Raw genomic sequence first — 17282 nt, 5'->3', positions numbered from 1 at the left:
CGCAAAGGCACATATTTCTCGCAGCTAGCGGTTGCGCACCGCTTCCTGGCACGCGATGTTGCAGGGGTCATGCAACGAAACGAAGACCGCGCCGCTGCGGCGGTGCCCGTTACGGCAGTGTTGGGCCCGACCAACACCGGCAAGACCCATCTCGCGGTCGAGCGGATGTGTGGCCATTCGAGCGGTATGATCGGCTTTCCGCTGCGGCTGCTGGCGCGCGAAGTCTATGACCGGGTCGTCAAGCTGAAGGGCGAGACTCGCGTCGCGCTGATCACCGGCGAAGAAAAGATCGTGCCGAAGGACGCGCGCTGGTTCCTGTGCACCGCCGAATCGATGCCGCTCGACAAGGACCTCGCCTTCGTAGCGCTCGATGAAGCGCAATTGGGCGCGGACCCCGAGCGCGGACACGTCTTCACCGACCGCATTTTACGCGCACGGGGTCGGGAGGAGACGATGCTGCTCGGCTCCGAAGCGCTGCGGCCGATGCTCAAGGCGCTGGTGCCCAAGATCGAGATCATCAATCGCCCGCGCTTTTCGACGCTGACCTATGCCGGGGCCAAGAAGATCAGCCGCTTGCCCAAACGCTCGGCGATCGTCGCGTTCAGCGCCGAAGAAGTCTATGCGGTGGCGGAGATGCTGCGGCGGCTGCGCGGCGGCGCGGCGGTGGTGATGGGCGCTTTGTCCCCGCGCACGCGCAACGCGCAGGTGGCGATGTTCCAGGCGGGCGAGGTCGATTATCTGGTCGCGACCGACGCGATCGGCATGGGGCTCAACATGGATGTGGCGCATGTCGCCTTTGCCAGCCTCAACAAATTCGACGGCCATCGCCAGCGTCGCCTGCGCATCGCCGAAATGGCGCAGATCGCCGGCCGCGCCGGGCGGCATCAGCGCGACGGCACCTTTGGCGCGCTGGTCGAGGAAGGGCCGGGGGCGTTCACGCCGGAAGAGGTGCTGGCGATCGAGGAGCATCGCTTCCCCCCGCTCGAACAGCTCTATTGGCGGCAGGGCGCGCCCGATTATTCCAGCGTCGATGCGCTGATCGAGAGCCTGGAACAGCGGCCGCAGCATCCAGCCCTGTGGGCGGCACCGCAATCGGTCGATCTAGCGGTGCTCAAGCGCATGGCGGAGGAGCCGGGGGTGCGGGCGCGCGCGCGGCATCCGGCGATGGTCGCGCGGTTATGGGCGGCGTGCGGCGTGCCCGATTTCCGCAAGCTCGGGGTCGATCCGCATACCCGCTTCGTCGCGCGGCTGTGGGGTTATCTCAGCGAAGGCAAGGGTCATGTCCCGCACGAATGGTTTGCCGCCGAAATTGCCCGCCTCGACAATGTCGCGGGTGACGTCGAGACGCTGGCGGGGCGCATCGCGGCTGCGCGCAGCTGGTCCTACATCGCCAACCGCGCCGATTGGCTGGCCGACCCGGCGCATTGGTCGGCGCGGGCGAGTGCAGTCGAGGAGCGGCTGTCCGATGCGCTCCACACCAGCCTGACGCAGCGTTTCGTCGACAAGCGCACGACGTTGCTAATGCGACAGATCGGTGCCGATCCGCGCGCGCTGCCGGTGACGATCGGCCCCGAAGGCGAAGTCCTGGTCGAGGATCATGCGATCGGGCGGCTCGACGGCTTTCGCTTCACCGTCGCCGCCGATGCGCGCGCCGCCGACAAGCGCCTGCTGCTCGCCGCCGCCGAGCGCCGCCTGGGCGACGAGCGCACACGGCGGGGGCTGGCGCTGGCCGAGGCCGCCGATGCCGATCTGACGGTGGTGATGGACGAAGGCGCGGTGCCGATGCTGTTGTGGCGGGCTTTGCCGGTGGCGACGCTTGGCCCAGGTGCTTCGTTGATGCGTCCGCGCGTGGTGCTGGATCGCGCGCTGGAATGTCTGACGGTCGAACTGCGCGCGCGCATTGCGACGCGGCTGGGGGATTGGCTGTCGGGGCAATTGCGGCGCGCGCTGCCGGGGCTGGCGCTGCTCGATTCGGTGCAGCGCGATCCTGCCGCCAGCCCCGCCTCTCGCGCGGTTGCAGCGGCGCTGGTCGCGGGTGGCGGGATGGTGGCGCGCCCCGATATCGCGGTGTCGCTCGAGGGGCTGGACGGCGTCGCGCGCAAGGCGTTTCGCGGGGCTGGGGTGACGATCGGCGCACTCGACGTGTTCGACGCGCGCTTGCTCAAGCCCGGCCCGGCGCGCTGGCGGCGCGTGTTGCGCGCGGCGCGCATCGGCGCGGGCGTCGAGGCGGGCCCGCGCGACGGGGCGACGGTGCTGGAGCGTAGCGCGCCGGGCGCGACGCTCGATCACGGCTATCGCCCGGTCGCGGCGCAGGCGGTGCGGATCGATCTGGTCGAGCGGATCGCGCGCGCGGCGCATGAGGCGCGGGGGGCAGCGGGTCGCAAGCCGTTCGCGCTCGATCCGGCGCTCGCTTTGTCGATGGGGGTGACGCGGCCGACGCTGGAACGGCTGATGGCGGGGTTCGGGTTCCGCCCGGCCCCTGGGGGAACGGATACAGCGGCCTTGTGGACCTGGCGCGGGCTCCCGACGGTGCGTGCCGCGCCGCCGCCGCGCGACACCGCACTGGCCGGGGCGTTCGCGGCTTTGGCGGATCTGGCGGTGTAACGGCTTGGCGGCGACGCAGGGCATGATGCGGATCGACCGCTTTTTGTGGTTCGCGCGGATCGCCAAGACGCGTGGGATCGCTCAAGCGATGGCCGCAAGCGGGCATGTTCGGCTCGACGGCCGTGCGATCGACAAGCCTGCCGCGCTGGTGCGCGTCGGCTGCGTCATCGCCTTTGTTACCCCTGGCGGACGAGTCCGCGCGCTGCGTGTCGCCGCGTTGCCGATGCGGCGGGGCCCGGCGGACGAAGCCCGCGCCTGTTATGTCGACTTGATCGAAAATGCGCCTTCGATGCGCGCAGGCGTTGACGGCGGAAGCGCTCGGGCATAGCAGCAACCGGTTCGTTGCTCCGGGAGTGTTTCAATGACCTACGTCGTCACCGATGCCTGCATCAAGTGCAAGTACATGGATTGCGTCGAGGTGTGCCCGGTCGATTGCTTTTACGAAGGCGAGAACATGCTCGTCATCAACCCCAGCGAATGCATCGATTGCGGCGTGTGCGAGCCCGAATGCCCGGCCGAGGCGATCCTGCCCGACACCGAAAAGGATGTCGAAACCTGGCTGGAGCTGAACGCGACCTTCTCCGCGCAATGGCCCAACGTCACGCGCAAGGCTGACCAGACCCCCGCCGATGCCGATGCGCATAAGGGCGAGGCCGGCAAATATGACAAATACTTCTCGGCCGAGCCCGGCGCAGGCGACTGATCTGCGCTTCTGTGGCTTGAAATCCCGATCCGGGAACGCCTTTGCGCGTTAACGCCGCGCATTGCGCGACGTTTGGCTGGTAATTTTATTACGACTCTGTTAAAAGGTCCGCACGGAAGCGCCAGCGAGCGTACTTCCGACCACGGAGACGTACACAACCAACACCCGCATGCGCCCCGTCAGCCTTGCTGCTGCGGACGCGCTGCCCCGGGAACCCCGGTCCACAGAAAGGTCTTACGGAATGGCTGCCAAGGCGCTGTCCTTCGACGTCGGCGATTATGTCGTTTACCCCAAGCACGGCGTTGGCCGTGTGATCGAACTGCAACGGCAGGAAATCGCCGGGATGCAACTCGAGCTCTATGTGCTGCGCTTCGAAAAAGAACGTATGACGTTGCGCGTTCCCACCAACAAGGCCGAAAGCGTGGGCATGCGCAAGCTGTCCAGCGACAAGACGCTGCGCGAAGCCCTCGAAACCTTGACCGGCAAGCCCCGCGTCAAGCGCACGATGTGGTCGCGTCGCGCCCAGGAATATGAAGCCAAGATCAATTCGGGCGACCTGGTGTCGATCGCCGAAGTGGTCCGCGATCTGTTCCGCGCCGACGACCAGCCCGAGCAAAGCTATTCGGAGCGGCAGATCTTCGAAGGTGCGACCAGCCGTCTCGCCCGCGAACTCGCCGCGATGGAGCAGGTCGACGAGCCGACCGCACAGGAAAAGATCCTCGAAATCCTGCGCAAGGCCGCCGCGATCCACAATAAGGACAAGGCGCCGGCCTGATCCGCCCCGGCCTGTCCGGAGTGGCGATTGAAACTCGAAAAAGGGCGGCTGGCGACAGCCGCCCTTTTTTGTTGCGCAGCCGATCCAGGGGTGTATTGTTATGACAACACACAGGAGACCCTTATGCGCGCCATCCTCTTGCTCCCCGCTTTGCTGTTGACCGCTGCCCCATTGGCGGCTTGCTCGGTTGATGGAGACGATGGTGGCACCGGCGTACCCGCTACGGGCACCGGTACCGCACGGACCTTCGCGGTTGCTGATTTCACGGGGGTCGCGCTGCGGGGATCGGATGATGTCGATGTGCGCGTCGGCCCTGGTTTCTCGGTCCGCGCCGAGGGCCCGAGCGCCGAACTCGACAAGCTCAAGATCGAGCGCGTCGGGGACACGCTCCGGGTGGGGCGCAAGCGCAATAGCGGCTTCAGTTGGGGCGGCCATCATCAGGGCGTCAAAGTGTTCGTGACGATGCCGCGCATCGTCGCCGCGCAAATCGCGGGATCGGGCAATCTGGCGATCGACCGCGTGGCGGGCGGCGATTTTGCTGGCGACAGCGCAGGGTCGGGCAATCTCAGCATCGCGCAACTGACGGTGCCGCGCGCCAAGCTGTCGGTCGCCGGATCGGGCGACATCGCCGCAAAGGGCACGGTCGATCGCTTGACCGTCGATGTCGCGGGATCGGGCAATGTCGCGGCTGGCGGGCTGAAAGCGCGCAGCGCCAGCGTATCGGTGGCGGGCTCGGGCAATGTCCGCGCCGAGGTGATCGGCAGCGCGTCGGTCTCGGTGGTCGGGTCGGGCGATGTCGATCTTGGCACCAGTGCCAAATGCAGCACGACCAAGATTGGCTCGGGCGAGGTGCATTGCGGCGGCTGATCGCGCTTGCATGGGGCGGCCCGGGCGGGGATGCTCGGCGGCGATGAATCGTCTGTCGCTTGTCTTGCCGCTGCTGGCCGTCGCCGCCCCGCTTGAGGCGCAGGACCGCACGGCCTTTGTCACCCAATTCGATCGGGTCCGTGTGGACGGCCCGGTCGAGGTGCATCTGGCGACGCGCGCCGGGCCGGGCGCGCGGATCACGGGTGCGCCCAACGCGGTCGACGTCCATGTCGAGGCGGGCACGCTGATCGTGCGCGCCGGGCCCCGGAGCGCGAGTGGCGGCGCGGTCGTCTATCTGCGCACGACCGACTTGCGCGGCGCGACCGTGATCGGGGGCGGCAAGCTCGACATCACCGGCCCGCTGCGCGCGCAACGCGTCGACGTACAATTGACGGGTGGTGGCGCGATCGTGGCACCCGCGATCGAAGCCGAACAGGTCACCGTGACGCTGATCGGCGCGGGCACGCTGACGCTGGGTGGGCGCGGCGCGCAAGTGCGGATCATCTCCAGTGGCAAAGGCACGATCGATGCGACCGCGCTGCGCGCCGACCAGATCGTCATCCGCAATGGCGGGGCCGGTGCGATCACGGCCAGCGCGCGCTATTTTGCCGATGTGATGACCACGGGGCTGGGCACGGTAACGGTGCTGGGCAGCCCCAAGTGCAAGACCAAGGCGGCGGGCGGCGCGATTGGCTGTGGTGGCGCGGCGGTGGCGCAATCGCGGACCGCACCCGCAGGCCGCTATAGCAACCCCAAGGCCGACAATTTCCCCAGCAGCGCCGCCGGAATCGTATCGCCCGCCACCACGCCTGCGCCAAGGTCGGCGGGGGCGTCGGTCGCCTCAAGGTAGCGCCAGCCCTGATGCGCGCGTTTGGGGCGGCCTTCGGTCAGCACCAATTCGGGGTCGATATGGATCGCGACGCGCCCGCCCTCGGCCTCGCCAAAGCCGAGGATCGGGGAGCGTGCCACCAGCGTGTGCTTGATGATCCAGAACAGCGATCCGCCAGCACCCGCGCCCGGCCCGGCGATTTCCTCATGCCGTTTGGGCAGGTAGCGTGTGGTGAGGAACACCGGCCCTTCGGCCCCGCGCTGGCGCAGACGTTCGGCGAGATGGTCGAGGCTGGTCGCGCCGAACGCGACCTTGGTTAAATGCAGCGGCATCTGCGCCAAATGGGGCCGTATGGGCTAACCGCCAAGCCCGAACAGCGTCGCCAGCCCGAGGAAGGAGAAAAAGCCCATCACATCGGTCATCATCGTCACGAACACCGCCGACGACACGGCGGGATCGACGTCGAGCCGGTCGAGCGTCACCGGGATCAGCACGCCCGAGAGACCCGCGATCAGATTGTTGATCACCATCGCCATCGCGATCACGATCGCCAGATTGACGTTGCCGAAGATCAGCAAGGTGCCGATCCCGATCAGCGCGCCCAGCATTGCGCCATTGGCGGCGGCGATGCGGAATTCGCGGTAGATCATGCGGCCGGTGTTGGAACTGGTCAGCTGGTTGATGGCGATCGCGCGCACCATCACCGCCAGCGTCTGCGTCCCGGCATTGCCGCCCATACCCGATACGATCGGCATCAGCACCGCGAGCAAGGCGAAACGCCCGATCTCGCCCTGGAACAGCCCGACGACAGACGCCGCCAGCATCGCCGTGCCGAGATTTACCACCAGCCAGGTGATGCGCGTGCGCACGGTCAAATGGATCGGTTCGTTAATGTCGCCGTCGCCAGCACCCGACAGGCGCAGAATGTCCTCGCCCGCTTCTTCGGAAATGATGTGGACCACGTCGTCGACGGTGATCATCCCGACCAGCCGCCCGGCGGGATCCACCACGGCAGCCGAGATCAGCGCGTATTTCTGGAAGCGGAGCGCCACCTCTTCCTGGTCCATGTCGACCGGGATCAGCGTCTGTTCGCGCTGCATCACATCGCTGATGGCGATGCCGTGCGGGGTGCGCAGGATCCACGACAAAGCGACCGTGCCAACGGGCTTGTGCGCCGGGTCGACCACGAAGATTTCCCAGAAATCGGTGGTCAGCTCCTCATGTCCGCGCAGATAGTCCATCACGTCGCCGACCGACCAATGTTCGGGCACCGCGATCAGCTCGCGCTGCATCAAGCGGCCGGCCGATTCCTCGGGATAGCGCAGCGCCTCCTCGATCGCGGCGCGATCATCGGGGTCGAGCGCGCGGAGCACTTCGCGCTGGTCGGCGGGCTCCATGTCCTCGATGATCGCGACCGCGTCGTCGGTGTCGAGTTCGGAGGCGATGTCGGCGACTTGGGTGGCCGAGAGCGCGTCGATCAGATCCTCGCGGACATAATCGTTCATCTCGGCGAACACCTCGCCGTCGAGCAGATTTTCGAGCGCGGTGGCGAGCGCGGCGCGCAATTCGTGCGGGGTCAGCTCGAACAGATCGGCGATGTCGGCGGGGTGAAGCGGCTCGACCAGCGCGCGCGCGGCCTCGGCATCGCCATCCTCCACGGCATCGAGCACCGATCGCACAAATTCGGGCTTGAGCCGATCGTCCTCGTCGAGCTGCGCGCTATCGACGTCGGTTTCGGGCAGATCGGTCTCGCTCATGTCAGACCTCCTCAGCCACGCGACGATCGCGGTGTAGCGTCGCCCCGTCGCAAAGCCAAGCGAAGGCGGCCCCGCGCGCTGGCTGGGCGGTTGCGGATTTGCCAGCCGTGCCCGGCATCGCTACGGCGGACCATTACGGATAATAGCAGGAGAGCCACCATGGCCGAACTTCCCGAAACCCTTACCCTGACGCTCGACACCGGAAATGGCGAAGGCGGCGATGTTGTGATCAAGTTGCGTGGCGATCTCGCGCCCAACCATGTCGCGCGGATTGCCGAACTGGCCAATGATGGTTTCTACGACGGCGTCGTGTTCCACCGCGTCATCCCCGGCTTCATGGCGCAGGGCGGTGATCCCACCGGCACCGGTATGCACGGCTCGGACAAGCCCAATCTCGCCGCCGAATTCTCAAAGGAGCCGCATGTGCGCGGTGTCGCGTCGATGGCCCGCGCGCAGAGCCCGAACTCGGCCAACAGCCAGTTCTTCATCTGCTTCGACGATGCGCGTTTCCTCGACGGCCAATATACCGTGTGGGGCGAAGTGACCTCGGGCATGGAGCATGTCGACGCGCTCCCCAAGGGCGAGCCGCCGCGCGAGCCCGGCAAGATCGTGAAGGCGCGCGCCGAGTAACGATCTCCCTCTCCCCGCTTGCGGGGAGAGGGTGGCCGAGCGCAGCGAGGTCGGGAGAGGGGCAGTATCAAGGGGGCACCCGTTACGGCCCCTCTCTCCGACCCTTCTCCCCCAGTGGGGAGAGGGAGACTTACACGCTCGGATCGGCGATGGTGTCGATCAGCCAGTCGTGAAACAGCTTCACCGGGCGCTGCGTCAGCGCGCGCGGTCGGCAGGCGAACCAATAGCTGTACGGGCTTTCCACCGGAATATCGAACAGCCGCACCAGCCGGTCGTCATGCGCATCCTCGAAATGGCTGGCGTGCATGAAGGCGATGCCAAGCCCCTGCGCCGCCGCCTCCAGCATCAAGGCCCCCGAATCGAAATGGTCGATCGCCAGCGGCTCCAGGTCGGTCAGCCCCGCCGCCGCGCGCCAGGCGCTGAACGTATCGGGCATATCGCGATGGACCAAGGCGGTCAGGCCCGCGAGTTGTTCCGGTCGCACGATCGGGTCGGCACCTTCGCGCAAGTGCCGCGCCCCGATCACATAAACCTGATTGCGATCCAGCCGCCGCGCGTACAGCGACGGGTCGATCTCGCGCGCGAGCGCGATCACCGCGTCCAGCCCTTCGCCCAGCCGCGCCAGGCCGTGTTGCGCAGTGTCGACATCCAGGTGCAATTCGGGGTGTTTGGCGCGCAGTTCGGGCAAGCGCGGGAACAGCCGCTGCGAGGCGTAGAGCGGCAGGATGCCAAGGCGCAGCCGCAGCACGTCGGTGTTGCTGGTCATGATCTCGACCGCGTCGGACAATTGGTCGAGCGCCGGGGCAATTTGCTGCAACAAGCGGTCGCCATCGGCATTGAGCACGACGGCTTGATGCCGCCGTTCGAACAGCGGGCGTCCGATGAAGCGCTCCAGCGCCTGAATGCGTCGACTGAGCGCCGGCGGCGACAAAGCGAGTTCCTGCGACGCAGCCTTGATCGACCCCGTCCGTGCGACCTGCACGAACGCCTCGATTGCGGTCAATGGCGGCAATCTCCGCATGGTGGAATGGCCTCTTCCCTTATGGTTGCGCTATCTTGTGCAGCGCACCAAAATACCGTTAGCTCGAAAGCTAACATTTCTCAGGTGCAAAAGAAAAGCACCGATTGCAGAAAGCGCAATCGCAATCGGTTCTTTCGCACTTGCAACATGGAACGCCGCGCGGCACATAGGGGGTGCCTTTCAGGCATCCTCTCCTAAAACTTTCAAGGCCGATCCTTTTCAGGGTCGGCCCTTTTTTTGTTTTATCAACGCCTTCCAAGGCGACTTCGCCCGTGCTCTCGCATTTGTGGAACCACGTTCCTATCTCGCGCGCTCAACACCCGGCCGCCTGCCTCGTGCAGCGACGGGTTCAAGCGAGGAACAGACACTATGGCGGACGTCGAGACGCCGATTCGGAAATTGCAGGTCGCTAACGCCCGTCCCGAGGATAGTGGGCGCGGGCTCGCGCATGTGCCCCGCGCGCTGCTGGCGGCGCTCGGCCTTGGCGAAGGCGATGTTATCGAGATCGTCGGCAAGTCCTCCACGCCCGCGCGCGCGGTCGCGCCTTATGCCGAGGATGAAGGGCTGGAGATCATCCGCATCGACGGGCTTCAGCGCGCCAATGCCGGGGTCGGATCGGGCGATTTCGTCGAAATCCGCCGCGCCGAATCGAAGGCAGCGACGCGCGTGGTGTTTGCGCCCGCGCAGCAGAATCTGCGGCTGCAGGGCTCGTCCAACGCGTTGAAGCGCACCTTTCTGGGCCGCCCGCTGACGCAGGGCGACGTCGTCGCGACGGCGGGCCAGCAGCGCGTCGACAACATGCCGCCCGGCGTCCAGAATATGCTGCGCGCGCCGGCTTATGCACTCCAGGAAATCCGCCTCGCGGTCATTTCCACGGTGCCCAAGGGCGTGGTGCATGTGGACGAACATACTGAAATTGAACTTCGGCCCGAATATGAAGAGCCGAAGGAAGCGCGCCGGGCCGACGTCACCTATGACGATATTGGCGGCATGGGTCCGACGATCGACCAGTTGCGCGAGATGGTCGAATTGCCGCTGCGCTACCCCGAATTGTTCCAGCGTCTGGGCGTCGATCCGCCCAAGGGGGTGTTGCTGCACGGGCCGCCCGGCACCGGCAAGACGCGGCTTGCGCGCGCCGTCGCCAACGAATCCGCCGCTGAATTCTTCCTGATCAACGGGCCCGAGATCATGGGCTCGGCGTATGGCGAATCCGAAGGCAAATTGCGTCAGGTGTTCGAGGAAGCGGCCAAGGCCGCGCCCTCGATCGTGTTCATTGATGAGATCGATTCGATCGCGCCCAAGCGCGGGCAAGTGTCGGGCGAGGCCGAGAAGCGGCTGGTCGCGCAATTGCTGACGCTGATGGACGGGCTGGAAGCGCGCGCCAATGTCGTCGTGATCGCGGCGACCAATCGCCCTGAGGCGATCGATGAGGCGCTTCGGCGCCCGGGCCGGTTCGACCGGGAAATCGTCGTCGGCGTGCCGGATGAACGCGGCCGTCGCGAGATTCTCGGCATCCACACGCGTGGTATGCCGCTGGGCGACCGCGTCGACCTCGATGAGCTGGCGCGCACCACCTATGGCTTTGTCGGGGCCGACCTTGCCGCGCTCGCGCGCGAGGCGGCGATCGAGGCGGTGCGCAAGCTGATGCCGCGGCTCAACCTGTCGGAGGGCACGATCCCGCCCGAGATTCTCGACACGCTGGCCGTGACCCGCGAGGATTTCGTCGATGCGTTGAAGCGCGTGCAGCCCTCGGCGATGCGCGAAGTGATGGTCGAGGCACCGCGCGTCCGCTGGGACGATGTCGGTGGTCTCGATTCGGCGCAGATGCGGCTGAAGGAAGGCGTCGAGCTGCCGCTAAAGGACCCGGATGCGTTCCGGCGACTGGGCATTCGTCCGGCCAAGGGCTTCCTGCTCTACGGCCCGCCCGGCACCGGCAAGACCTTGCTGGCCAAGGCGGTCGCGCGCGAGGCGCAGGCCAACTTCATCGCCACGCGATCGTCCGATCTGCTCAGCAAATGGTATGGCGAGAGCGAACAGCAAATCGCCAAATTGTTCGCCCGCGCGCGGCAAGTGGCACCGTGCGTGATCTTCATCGATGAGCTCGATTCGCTCGTGCCCGCGCGCGGCGGTGGGCTGGGCGAGCCGCAAGTGACCGAGCGGGTCGTCAACACCATCCTTGCCGAGATGGACGGGCTGGAAGAATTGCAGTCGGTCGTGGTGATCGGTGCGACCAACCGGCCCAATCTGATCGACCCGGCCTTGCTTCGACCGGGGCGGTTCGACGAGCTGATCTATGTCGGCGTGCCCAGTCTCGACGGGCGCGCGCGCATCCTGGCGATCCAGACCGCCAAGATGCCGATCGCAGAGGACGTCAATCTCGACGAACTCGCGCGGCGGACCGATCGCTTCACCGGGGCCGATCTCGAGGATCTGGTGCGGCGCGCGGGGCTCACCGCGTTGCGCGAATCGCTCGCCGTCACGCAAGTGACGATGGCGCATTTCGAGATCGCGCTGGGCGAATCGCGCGCCTCGGTCACGCCTGAGCTCGAACGCGAATATGAATCGATGAGCACGCGGCTGAAGCAGGATGCGGCCTCGCTGCAGCCGATCGGTTTCGTCTCACCGGGGCAATTGCGCCCCCGCGAGGGAGATCGCTGACGGCTCGCGCAAGGTGAGGCGGGCATAGAGGAACAGGAGCAACATCGCGGCACCCGCTGTCAGATAGGGCAGCGGGTGCCATGCTTCGTAGAGCCCCACCCCGATCGAGGGCCCCAACACGAATGCCGCGCCGTTGATCGAGGTAACCTTTCCCGCGACCGCGCCTTGCGCATTGTGCCCGACCGCGAGCGACGCGCCTGCGGTGAAGGCCGGGCGCGTAAAGCCGAAGCCGACGCTGGCCAGCGCATAGGCACAGGCGATGCTGTAAAGCGACGTGGCAAGCCCGGTCAGCGCGCAACCCAGCGCCGCGATCAATAGCCCCGCCAGCATCATCGCGCGCGGCCGCAGATCGAGATTGGGGATGATCCCCCATTGCACCAGCAAAGCCGCCCCTGCACCCATCATCAACACGATGCCGGTCGGTTGCAGCGCGAGCGCCGGGGCCAGATGCAGGCGGTCGATGACGAGAAAGCCGATCGCCTGGCCGGTCATCGTCTGGCCGTGCCCCATGATCAGCCCGGCGATCATCCAGCCGCGAATGCGTGAGTCGGTATAGCCCACTTGTTCGCTATGCGGTTCGGTCGCCGCCGTAATGCTCGCGCCCGAACTTTGCCCGCCGATCGAGGGATAGGCATTGGCCGCGCCATGCGTCCCCGGTTGCGGTATCACATCGTTGGGCAGCATCTGGCGCACCGCGACCCACACGCAAAGCCCGAACAGCGCGAACAGGAAGGCCGGACCCGCCAAACCGATCTCGACCCCGCCGACCGACCCGAGGATCAGATAGGGGGCGATGGCGGGCCCTAAAATCGTGCCCAGTCCGAAGGCGGACCCTAGCAGCGTCAGCGCCTTGGTGCGTTGCGCGCGCGTGGTGCTGCCTGCGACCAACGCCTGGACTGCAGGCGGGGCCGCTGCGCCGAAGGTGCCGTAGATCAGCCGCCCGAAGATGAAGCAGAGGAACGCTGCCGTCCCCCCGATCCAGCCATTGATCCCGGCGGTGAGAAACACGCCGCATACGCTCAGCGAGACGACAAAGCCCCCCACCCCGAGCAGGATCATCGCGCGCCGCCCATGCCGGTCGGACCGCTTTGCCCAGAACGGGGCCGCGAGCACCCACAATAACGCCGACACCGAAAACGCCGCCGCCACCGCGCTGTCGGGCACGTGCAGCGACCGGCCGAGCGCGGGCAGCACCGATTGCAGCGCGGTGTTGCCGGCCGCGATCGTCAGCATGACGGTGAACAGCAACGCGAAATCGCGATCGATCCGCGCTTGCCGCTTCACCGCTCGCGCCCGAAATTGAGCCGCTTGGTTACATTATAGTCGAGCACGGTCATCACGAAAAAGGCGGCGGCCTGCTTGGTGCGCGTCCACCAGCCGGTGGTGGCGCGATAGTGTTCGAGGGTGATCCGCTCGGACTGGCCCACCTCACCATCGACATAGGCGCGGACATGCGCGGCAAAGGCGGGGTCATCGATCCGCAGCATCATTTCCAGGTTCAGGAACAGGCTGCGAATGTCGTAATTGGCCGAGCCGATATAGACCACGTCGTCGATCAGGAAGAGCTTGGTGTGCAGCTTGGTCGGCTGATATTCGTAGATTTGCACGCGCTTGCGCAGCAGCCCGGCATAGGTGAAGCGCGAGGCCCAGATCGCCGCGCCATGGTCATTCTTCGACGCGAGCACGATCCGCATTTGGCCGCGCAGCCCCGCCGCGTCGAGCCGTCGCAGCATCCCCGGGCTTGGTGCGAAATAGGCCGAGATCAGATCGACATGGCAGGCACGCTCCAGATCGTTCTTCACCGCGCGCGCCCAAGGGGAAAGCCGTCGCGTCGGGCCGCCGAACAGCCAGCGCACTTGGCCATCGGGCTCGCTCCACGCCTTCAACGCACGCCGCAGCGCGCGCAGCGGGGGCTTGGGCCGCTTGGCCCAGCGCGCCAGCGCGTCGAAATAGCCGGTGATGCGCTGTGCGGCGGGCCCTTCGACCAACAGGCCAAGGTCGCGCCAGGCTTGCTCGGCGGGCGTGCCGAAATAGCTGTCCTCGACATTGAACCCGCCGATGATCGCGCGCGCATCGTCGGTTTCGCCATCGGCCAGCGCCAATTTCTGGTGGTTGCGCAACAGATAGCGCCGCCCCCAACGCGGCACGAAGCGGCAGACGTCGACATCGGCGGCGCGCAGCGGCTCGAAGAAATGATGGCTCTCGGCCACTTCGCTGCCCAGGCCGTCGACCACCAGCGACACCTTCACCCCGCGCGCCGCCGCGCGGATCATCGCGCCGCGCACCTTCGCTCCGGCGGCGTCATCGACATAGATGTAATAGATAATGCGCAGCGTGGCCTTGGCACCGTCGATCAGCGCGATCAGCGTGTCGAGTCGCCTGGGGCCGGTGTCGAGCATGGTCAGGCGGTTGCCATCGACCGTGAAGGTCGGCTGTTCGGGCGGGCTCTCCATTGCCCTGCTGTGGCGGGGCCGTTGGTGGGATGCAACCCGCTTTCCTTGACTCTGACGGACTTCCGGCCTAGATCGCCGCCTTTCCGACTATCGTCGTACAAGCAAGGAAGCCGTTCATGGCGCGCGTCACTGTCGAAGATTGTGTCGACAAGATTCCCAACCGCTTCGATCTCGTCCTGTTCGCCGCCCAGCGCGCGCGGCAGATTTCGGGCGGCGCTGAGTTGCTGCTTGATCGCGATCGCGACAAGAACCCCGTCGTCGCTTTGCGCGAAATCGCCGATGAGCTGGTCCACCCGGCGCATCTGCAGGAATCGGTCATCTCCGGCCTGCAGCGCGTGCAGATGGACGATGACGACGTTGCCGATGCGGTCGGTTCGCTTTCGGCGTCGGCCGAAGCGCTGCGCCTCACCGCAGCAGCGCCCCCGCGCAACCAGAATCTCGGCGCAGACTACGAAGGCTGATCATCCCCGCGGCTAACGCCTTGCGTTAGACGCGGATCAGCCAAATGCAGGACGGCGGTGGTGCGGGGTTCCCCCTCGCGCTTACCGTCGCTTCGCACGCCGGATTTACGCGTCGCCCGGATCCGCTGCGACCTTGGCGCGGCCCTTGAAGCCTTGCGCCACCACATACCATTCGCTCGACGCCTTGCGGCTGGCGGCGGGCTTGGCGTGTTTCACGCTTGCGAAATTGCGCTTCATTTCGGCGACCAAAGCGGTGTCGGCACCGCCTGCAAACACCTTGCCGACGAACGCGCCGCCCGGCTCCAGCACATCGATCGCAAAGGCCAAAGCCGCCTCGACCAGCCCCATCGTGCGCAAGGCGTCGGTCTGCGGATGGCCGACGGTATTGGCCGCCATATCCGACAGCACCAGATCGGGCGCACCGTCGAGCGCCGCCATCAACCGTTCGGGCGCGACGTCGGCCATGAAATCGAGCTGGAAGATCGTCACGCCCTCGATCGGATCGACGGGGAGCAAATCGATCCCCACGATCGCTGCCTTGGGCACCAGCCGCCGCACCACTTGCGACCAGCCACCCGGCGCAATGCCGAGATCGACGACGCGGCGCTTGCCCTTCAAAAAGGCGAAGCGTTCGTCGAGCTCGCTCAATTTATAGGCCGCGCGGCTGCGAAAGCCGTCGGCCTTGGCGCGCTTCACATAGGGGTCGTTCAATTGCCGTTCGAGCCAGCGCGTCGATTGCGCCGTGCGCTTGCGCGCCGTCTTTACGCGGACCCTGAGGCCGCCGCCATCCCGGCTCATGCGCCATTTCCCATCAAACGTCGGAGGATGCCTTCGCGAATCCCGCGATCGGCGATGCCGAGCCGCTCGGCCGGCCACAAGTCGAGAATGGTCTCTAGGATCGCGCAACCCGCGACGACCAGATCGGCGCGTTCGGTCCCGATACACGGCAATTGCGCGCGCTGGCGCAAGTCCATCGCCGCAAGGTCGGCGCTGATGCGGCGCATGGCGCTGGCCGGCACGATCAATCCGTCCACTTGCGCGCGGTCATAATGCGACAGGCCGAGATGCACGCTCGCCAGCGTGGTGACGGTCCCGGAGGTGCCAAGGAGCCGGGGCACCGCAATATTGCGCGGCAAGCGCGCCGCGAAGGGGGCCATGCTGTCGGTCACCAATGTCCGCATCCGCGCATAAGCGGCCGCGCGGCCGTCGGGCCCGTCGCCATGGCCCGCGCTCTCGGTCAGCGACACCACGCCCCATGGCGCGCTGTGCCAGTCGAGCACCTTGGGGTCGGGCCCGCGCGTGTCGACGAGGACCAATTCGGTCGACCCGCCGCCAATATCGAAGACGAGGGCGGGGTCTTCGCCGGGCTCGATCAGCGCATGGCACCCGAGCACCGCCAGCCGCGCCTCTTCCTCGGCGGTGATAACGTCGAGCAAAATCCCGGTTTCGGCATAAGCGCGCGCGATGAAGTCGGCCCCGTTGCTGGCGCGGCGGCACGCCTCGGTCGCGACTGCGCGCGACAAGGTGACGTTGCGGCGCTTCAATTTCTCCGCGCAGATTTTCAAGGCAGCGATGGTCCGTTCGATCGCGGCATCGCTCAAGCGGCCTGAACTTGCCAGCCCTTCGCCAAGCCGCACGATCCGCGAAAACGCGTCGATCACGGCAAAGCCATCGCCTTGTGGCCGCGCAATCAGCAGGCGGCAATTGTTGGTGCCAAGGTCCAGCGCGGCAAAATGGCGTGGATCCCGCCCGCGCGCGGCGAGCGCGGTGCCGCCTCTTGGTTTGCCGTTGGTCGGCGCCGAACGGGCAGGCTTCACCTGCCGGTACGGCATATCGGGCGATCGATCCCCCATGCCGTGTGACTCGCTTATTCTGTTCTGCCGTCGCGGCGCGCGGGTCGCGCGCCGTTCGGTGCTTGGCGGCGATCCTAGCGGATGGTCTGTCGACCGGCAAGCGACAGGGCTGTGGCTACATGAGGAAGCGCCTTTGCGCTCTGCAACGTGTGAAAGTACTTGCGGGGCGGGGTACGATGGATTTCAAGATTGGGCGTGAGCGTGGAGACCCGCTTCGATGACGAGACTGCTCGATAATCCGCCTAACCGCATCCGCGAATTGCGTACGGCGAAGCGTATCACGCTGAAGGCCGTAGCGGAGGCGCTGGGCACGTCGCAGACTCAAATAAGTCGCTTTGAAGTCGGCGAGCGCCCAGTGACGATCGACTGGCTTCGGCGGATCGCCCATGCGCTGGGCACCGATGCCGGCGATTTGCTTAATTCTGAAGACAACCGGATGGCCGTGCGTAACGAAGCCGAGCGCGCTGTGATCGAAATTATGCGAGAGGGGGGAACTGCGGCTTCCGAGACCGTGGCGGAATTGGCCGCGATCGTGCTGAGGCGTATGGGAGTGTCTCGCGCCTCGCCATTGGAATAGAAGTGCCGTCGGCGTGGCGCTTGAGAGATCAAATGACCGGATAGGGATCGCGCGACCGGCCACACAGCGATCCTAGATACCTAAGTGTCCGACA

17 protein-coding genes are annotated in these 17282 nt (G+C 66.2%); 10 read left to right on the top strand and 7 right to left on the bottom strand.

The window, feature by feature from the left end; genetic code table 11:
- Positions 1-69: 69 nt before the first annotated feature.
- The 6 genes from H4W01_RS17875 (at position 70) to H4W01_RS17850 (ending at position 5799) form a co-directional block, all read left to right on the top strand.
- Positions 70-2604, top strand: coding sequence for a helicase-related protein (locus H4W01_RS17875; RefSeq protein WP_209612703.1), 2535 nt, complete (start codon positions 70-72; stop codon positions 2602-2604).
- Between the two features lie 22 nt (positions 2605-2626).
- Complete coding sequence (locus H4W01_RS17870; protein ID WP_443024799.1) at positions 2627-2932, top strand: RNA-binding S4 domain-containing protein; 306 nt, start codon at positions 2627-2629, stop codon at positions 2930-2932.
- A 33-nt stretch (positions 2933-2965) separates the two neighbouring features.
- Positions 2966-3307, top strand: a complete 342-nt coding sequence (gene fdxA / locus H4W01_RS17865) for a ferredoxin FdxA (protein ID WP_010405447.1) — start codon at positions 2966-2968, stop codon at positions 3305-3307.
- 241 nt (positions 3308-3548) lie between these two features.
- The gene (locus H4W01_RS17860) at positions 3549-4082 is read left to right on the top strand and encodes a CarD family transcriptional regulator (RefSeq protein WP_010161421.1); all 534 of its coding nucleotides are present in this window, start codon (positions 3549-3551) and stop codon (positions 4080-4082) included.
- A 123-nt stretch (positions 4083-4205) separates the two neighbouring features.
- The gene (locus tag H4W01_RS17855; protein WP_334685333.1) at positions 4206-4949 is read left to right on the top strand and encodes a head GIN domain-containing protein; all 744 of its coding nucleotides are present in this window, start codon (positions 4206-4208) and stop codon (positions 4947-4949) included.
- 43 nt (positions 4950-4992) lie between these two features.
- Positions 4993-5799, top strand: a complete 807-nt coding sequence (locus H4W01_RS17850; protein WP_334685332.1) for a GIN domain-containing protein — start codon at positions 4993-4995, stop codon at positions 5797-5799.
- Here the strand turns inward: H4W01_RS17850 and H4W01_RS17845 are convergent.
- The gene (locus tag H4W01_RS17845) at positions 5691-6110 is read right to left on the bottom strand and encodes a DUF1489 family protein (protein WP_209612702.1); all 420 of its coding nucleotides are present in this window, start codon (positions 6108-6110) and stop codon (positions 5691-5693) included. The genes H4W01_RS17850 and H4W01_RS17845 overlap by 109 nt on opposite strands.
- 24 nt (positions 6111-6134) lie before the next feature.
- Positions 6135-7535, bottom strand: a complete 1401-nt coding sequence (gene mgtE, locus H4W01_RS17840) for a magnesium transporter (RefSeq protein WP_209612701.1) — start codon at positions 7533-7535, stop codon at positions 6135-6137.
- A gap of 159 nt (positions 7536-7694) precedes the next feature.
- On the opposite strand from mgtE, the gene H4W01_RS17835 reads away from it, so the two are divergent.
- Positions 7695-8165, top strand: a complete 471-nt coding sequence (locus tag H4W01_RS17835; RefSeq protein WP_010405437.1) for a peptidylprolyl isomerase — start codon at positions 7695-7697, stop codon at positions 8163-8165.
- A gap of 130 nt (positions 8166-8295) precedes the next feature.
- On the opposite strand, the gene H4W01_RS17830 is transcribed toward H4W01_RS17835, so the two are convergent.
- A complete protein-coding gene (locus H4W01_RS17830) occupies positions 8296-9186 on the bottom strand; it encodes a LysR substrate-binding domain-containing protein (protein ID WP_209612700.1) in 891 nt (296 codons plus the stop codon).
- A 369-nt stretch (positions 9187-9555) separates the two neighbouring features.
- Here H4W01_RS17830 and H4W01_RS17825 point away from each other — a divergent pair, with 369 nt between their 5' ends.
- Positions 9556-11844, top strand: coding sequence for a CDC48 family AAA ATPase (locus H4W01_RS17825; protein WP_010405435.1), 2289 nt, complete (start codon positions 9556-9558; stop codon positions 11842-11844).
- On the opposite strand, the gene H4W01_RS17820 is transcribed toward H4W01_RS17825, so the two are convergent.
- A complete protein-coding gene (locus tag H4W01_RS17820; RefSeq protein WP_209612699.1) occupies positions 11806-13128 on the bottom strand; it encodes an MFS transporter in 1323 nt (440 codons plus the stop codon). The genes H4W01_RS17825 and H4W01_RS17820 overlap by 39 nt on opposite strands.
- Positions 13125-14297 carry a phospholipase D-like domain-containing protein gene (locus H4W01_RS17815; RefSeq protein WP_209612698.1) on the bottom strand — a complete coding sequence of 391 codons (1173 nt, stop codon included), beginning with the start codon at positions 14295-14297 and terminating at the stop codon, positions 13125-13127. Before H4W01_RS17815 ends, H4W01_RS17820 begins: the two co-directional genes overlap by 4 nt.
- A gap of 116 nt (positions 14298-14413) precedes the next feature.
- Between H4W01_RS17815 and rpoZ the strand changes: the two genes are divergently transcribed.
- Complete coding sequence (rpoZ, locus tag H4W01_RS17810; RefSeq protein WP_010405426.1) at positions 14414-14758, top strand: DNA-directed RNA polymerase subunit omega; 345 nt, start codon at positions 14414-14416, stop codon at positions 14756-14758.
- Between the two features lie 105 nt (positions 14759-14863).
- Here the strand turns inward: rpoZ and H4W01_RS17805 are convergent, their stop codons facing one another.
- Positions 14864-15556 carry an RlmE family RNA methyltransferase gene (locus H4W01_RS17805; protein WP_209612697.1) on the bottom strand — a complete coding sequence of 231 codons (693 nt, stop codon included), beginning with the start codon at positions 15554-15556 and terminating at the stop codon, positions 14864-14866.
- Positions 15553-16611, bottom strand: coding sequence for a Ppx/GppA phosphatase family protein (locus H4W01_RS17800; protein WP_010405421.1), 1059 nt, complete (start codon positions 16609-16611; stop codon positions 15553-15555). Before H4W01_RS17800 ends, H4W01_RS17805 begins: the two co-directional genes overlap by 4 nt.
- A gap of 217 nt (positions 16612-16828) precedes the next feature.
- On the opposite strand from H4W01_RS17800, the gene H4W01_RS17795 reads away from it, so the two are divergent.
- A complete protein-coding gene (locus H4W01_RS17795; RefSeq protein WP_209612696.1) occupies positions 16829-17188 on the top strand; it encodes a helix-turn-helix domain-containing protein in 360 nt (119 codons plus the stop codon).
- The last annotated feature ends 94 nt before the right edge of the window (positions 17189-17282 follow it).

Source organism: Sphingomonas sp. PL20, assembly GCF_017875905.1.
Taxonomy (GTDB): Bacteria; Pseudomonadota; Alphaproteobacteria; order Sphingomonadales; family Sphingomonadaceae; genus Sphingomonas; species Sphingomonas echinoides.
This window is presented reverse-complemented; position numbering and strand designations above follow the sequence as displayed.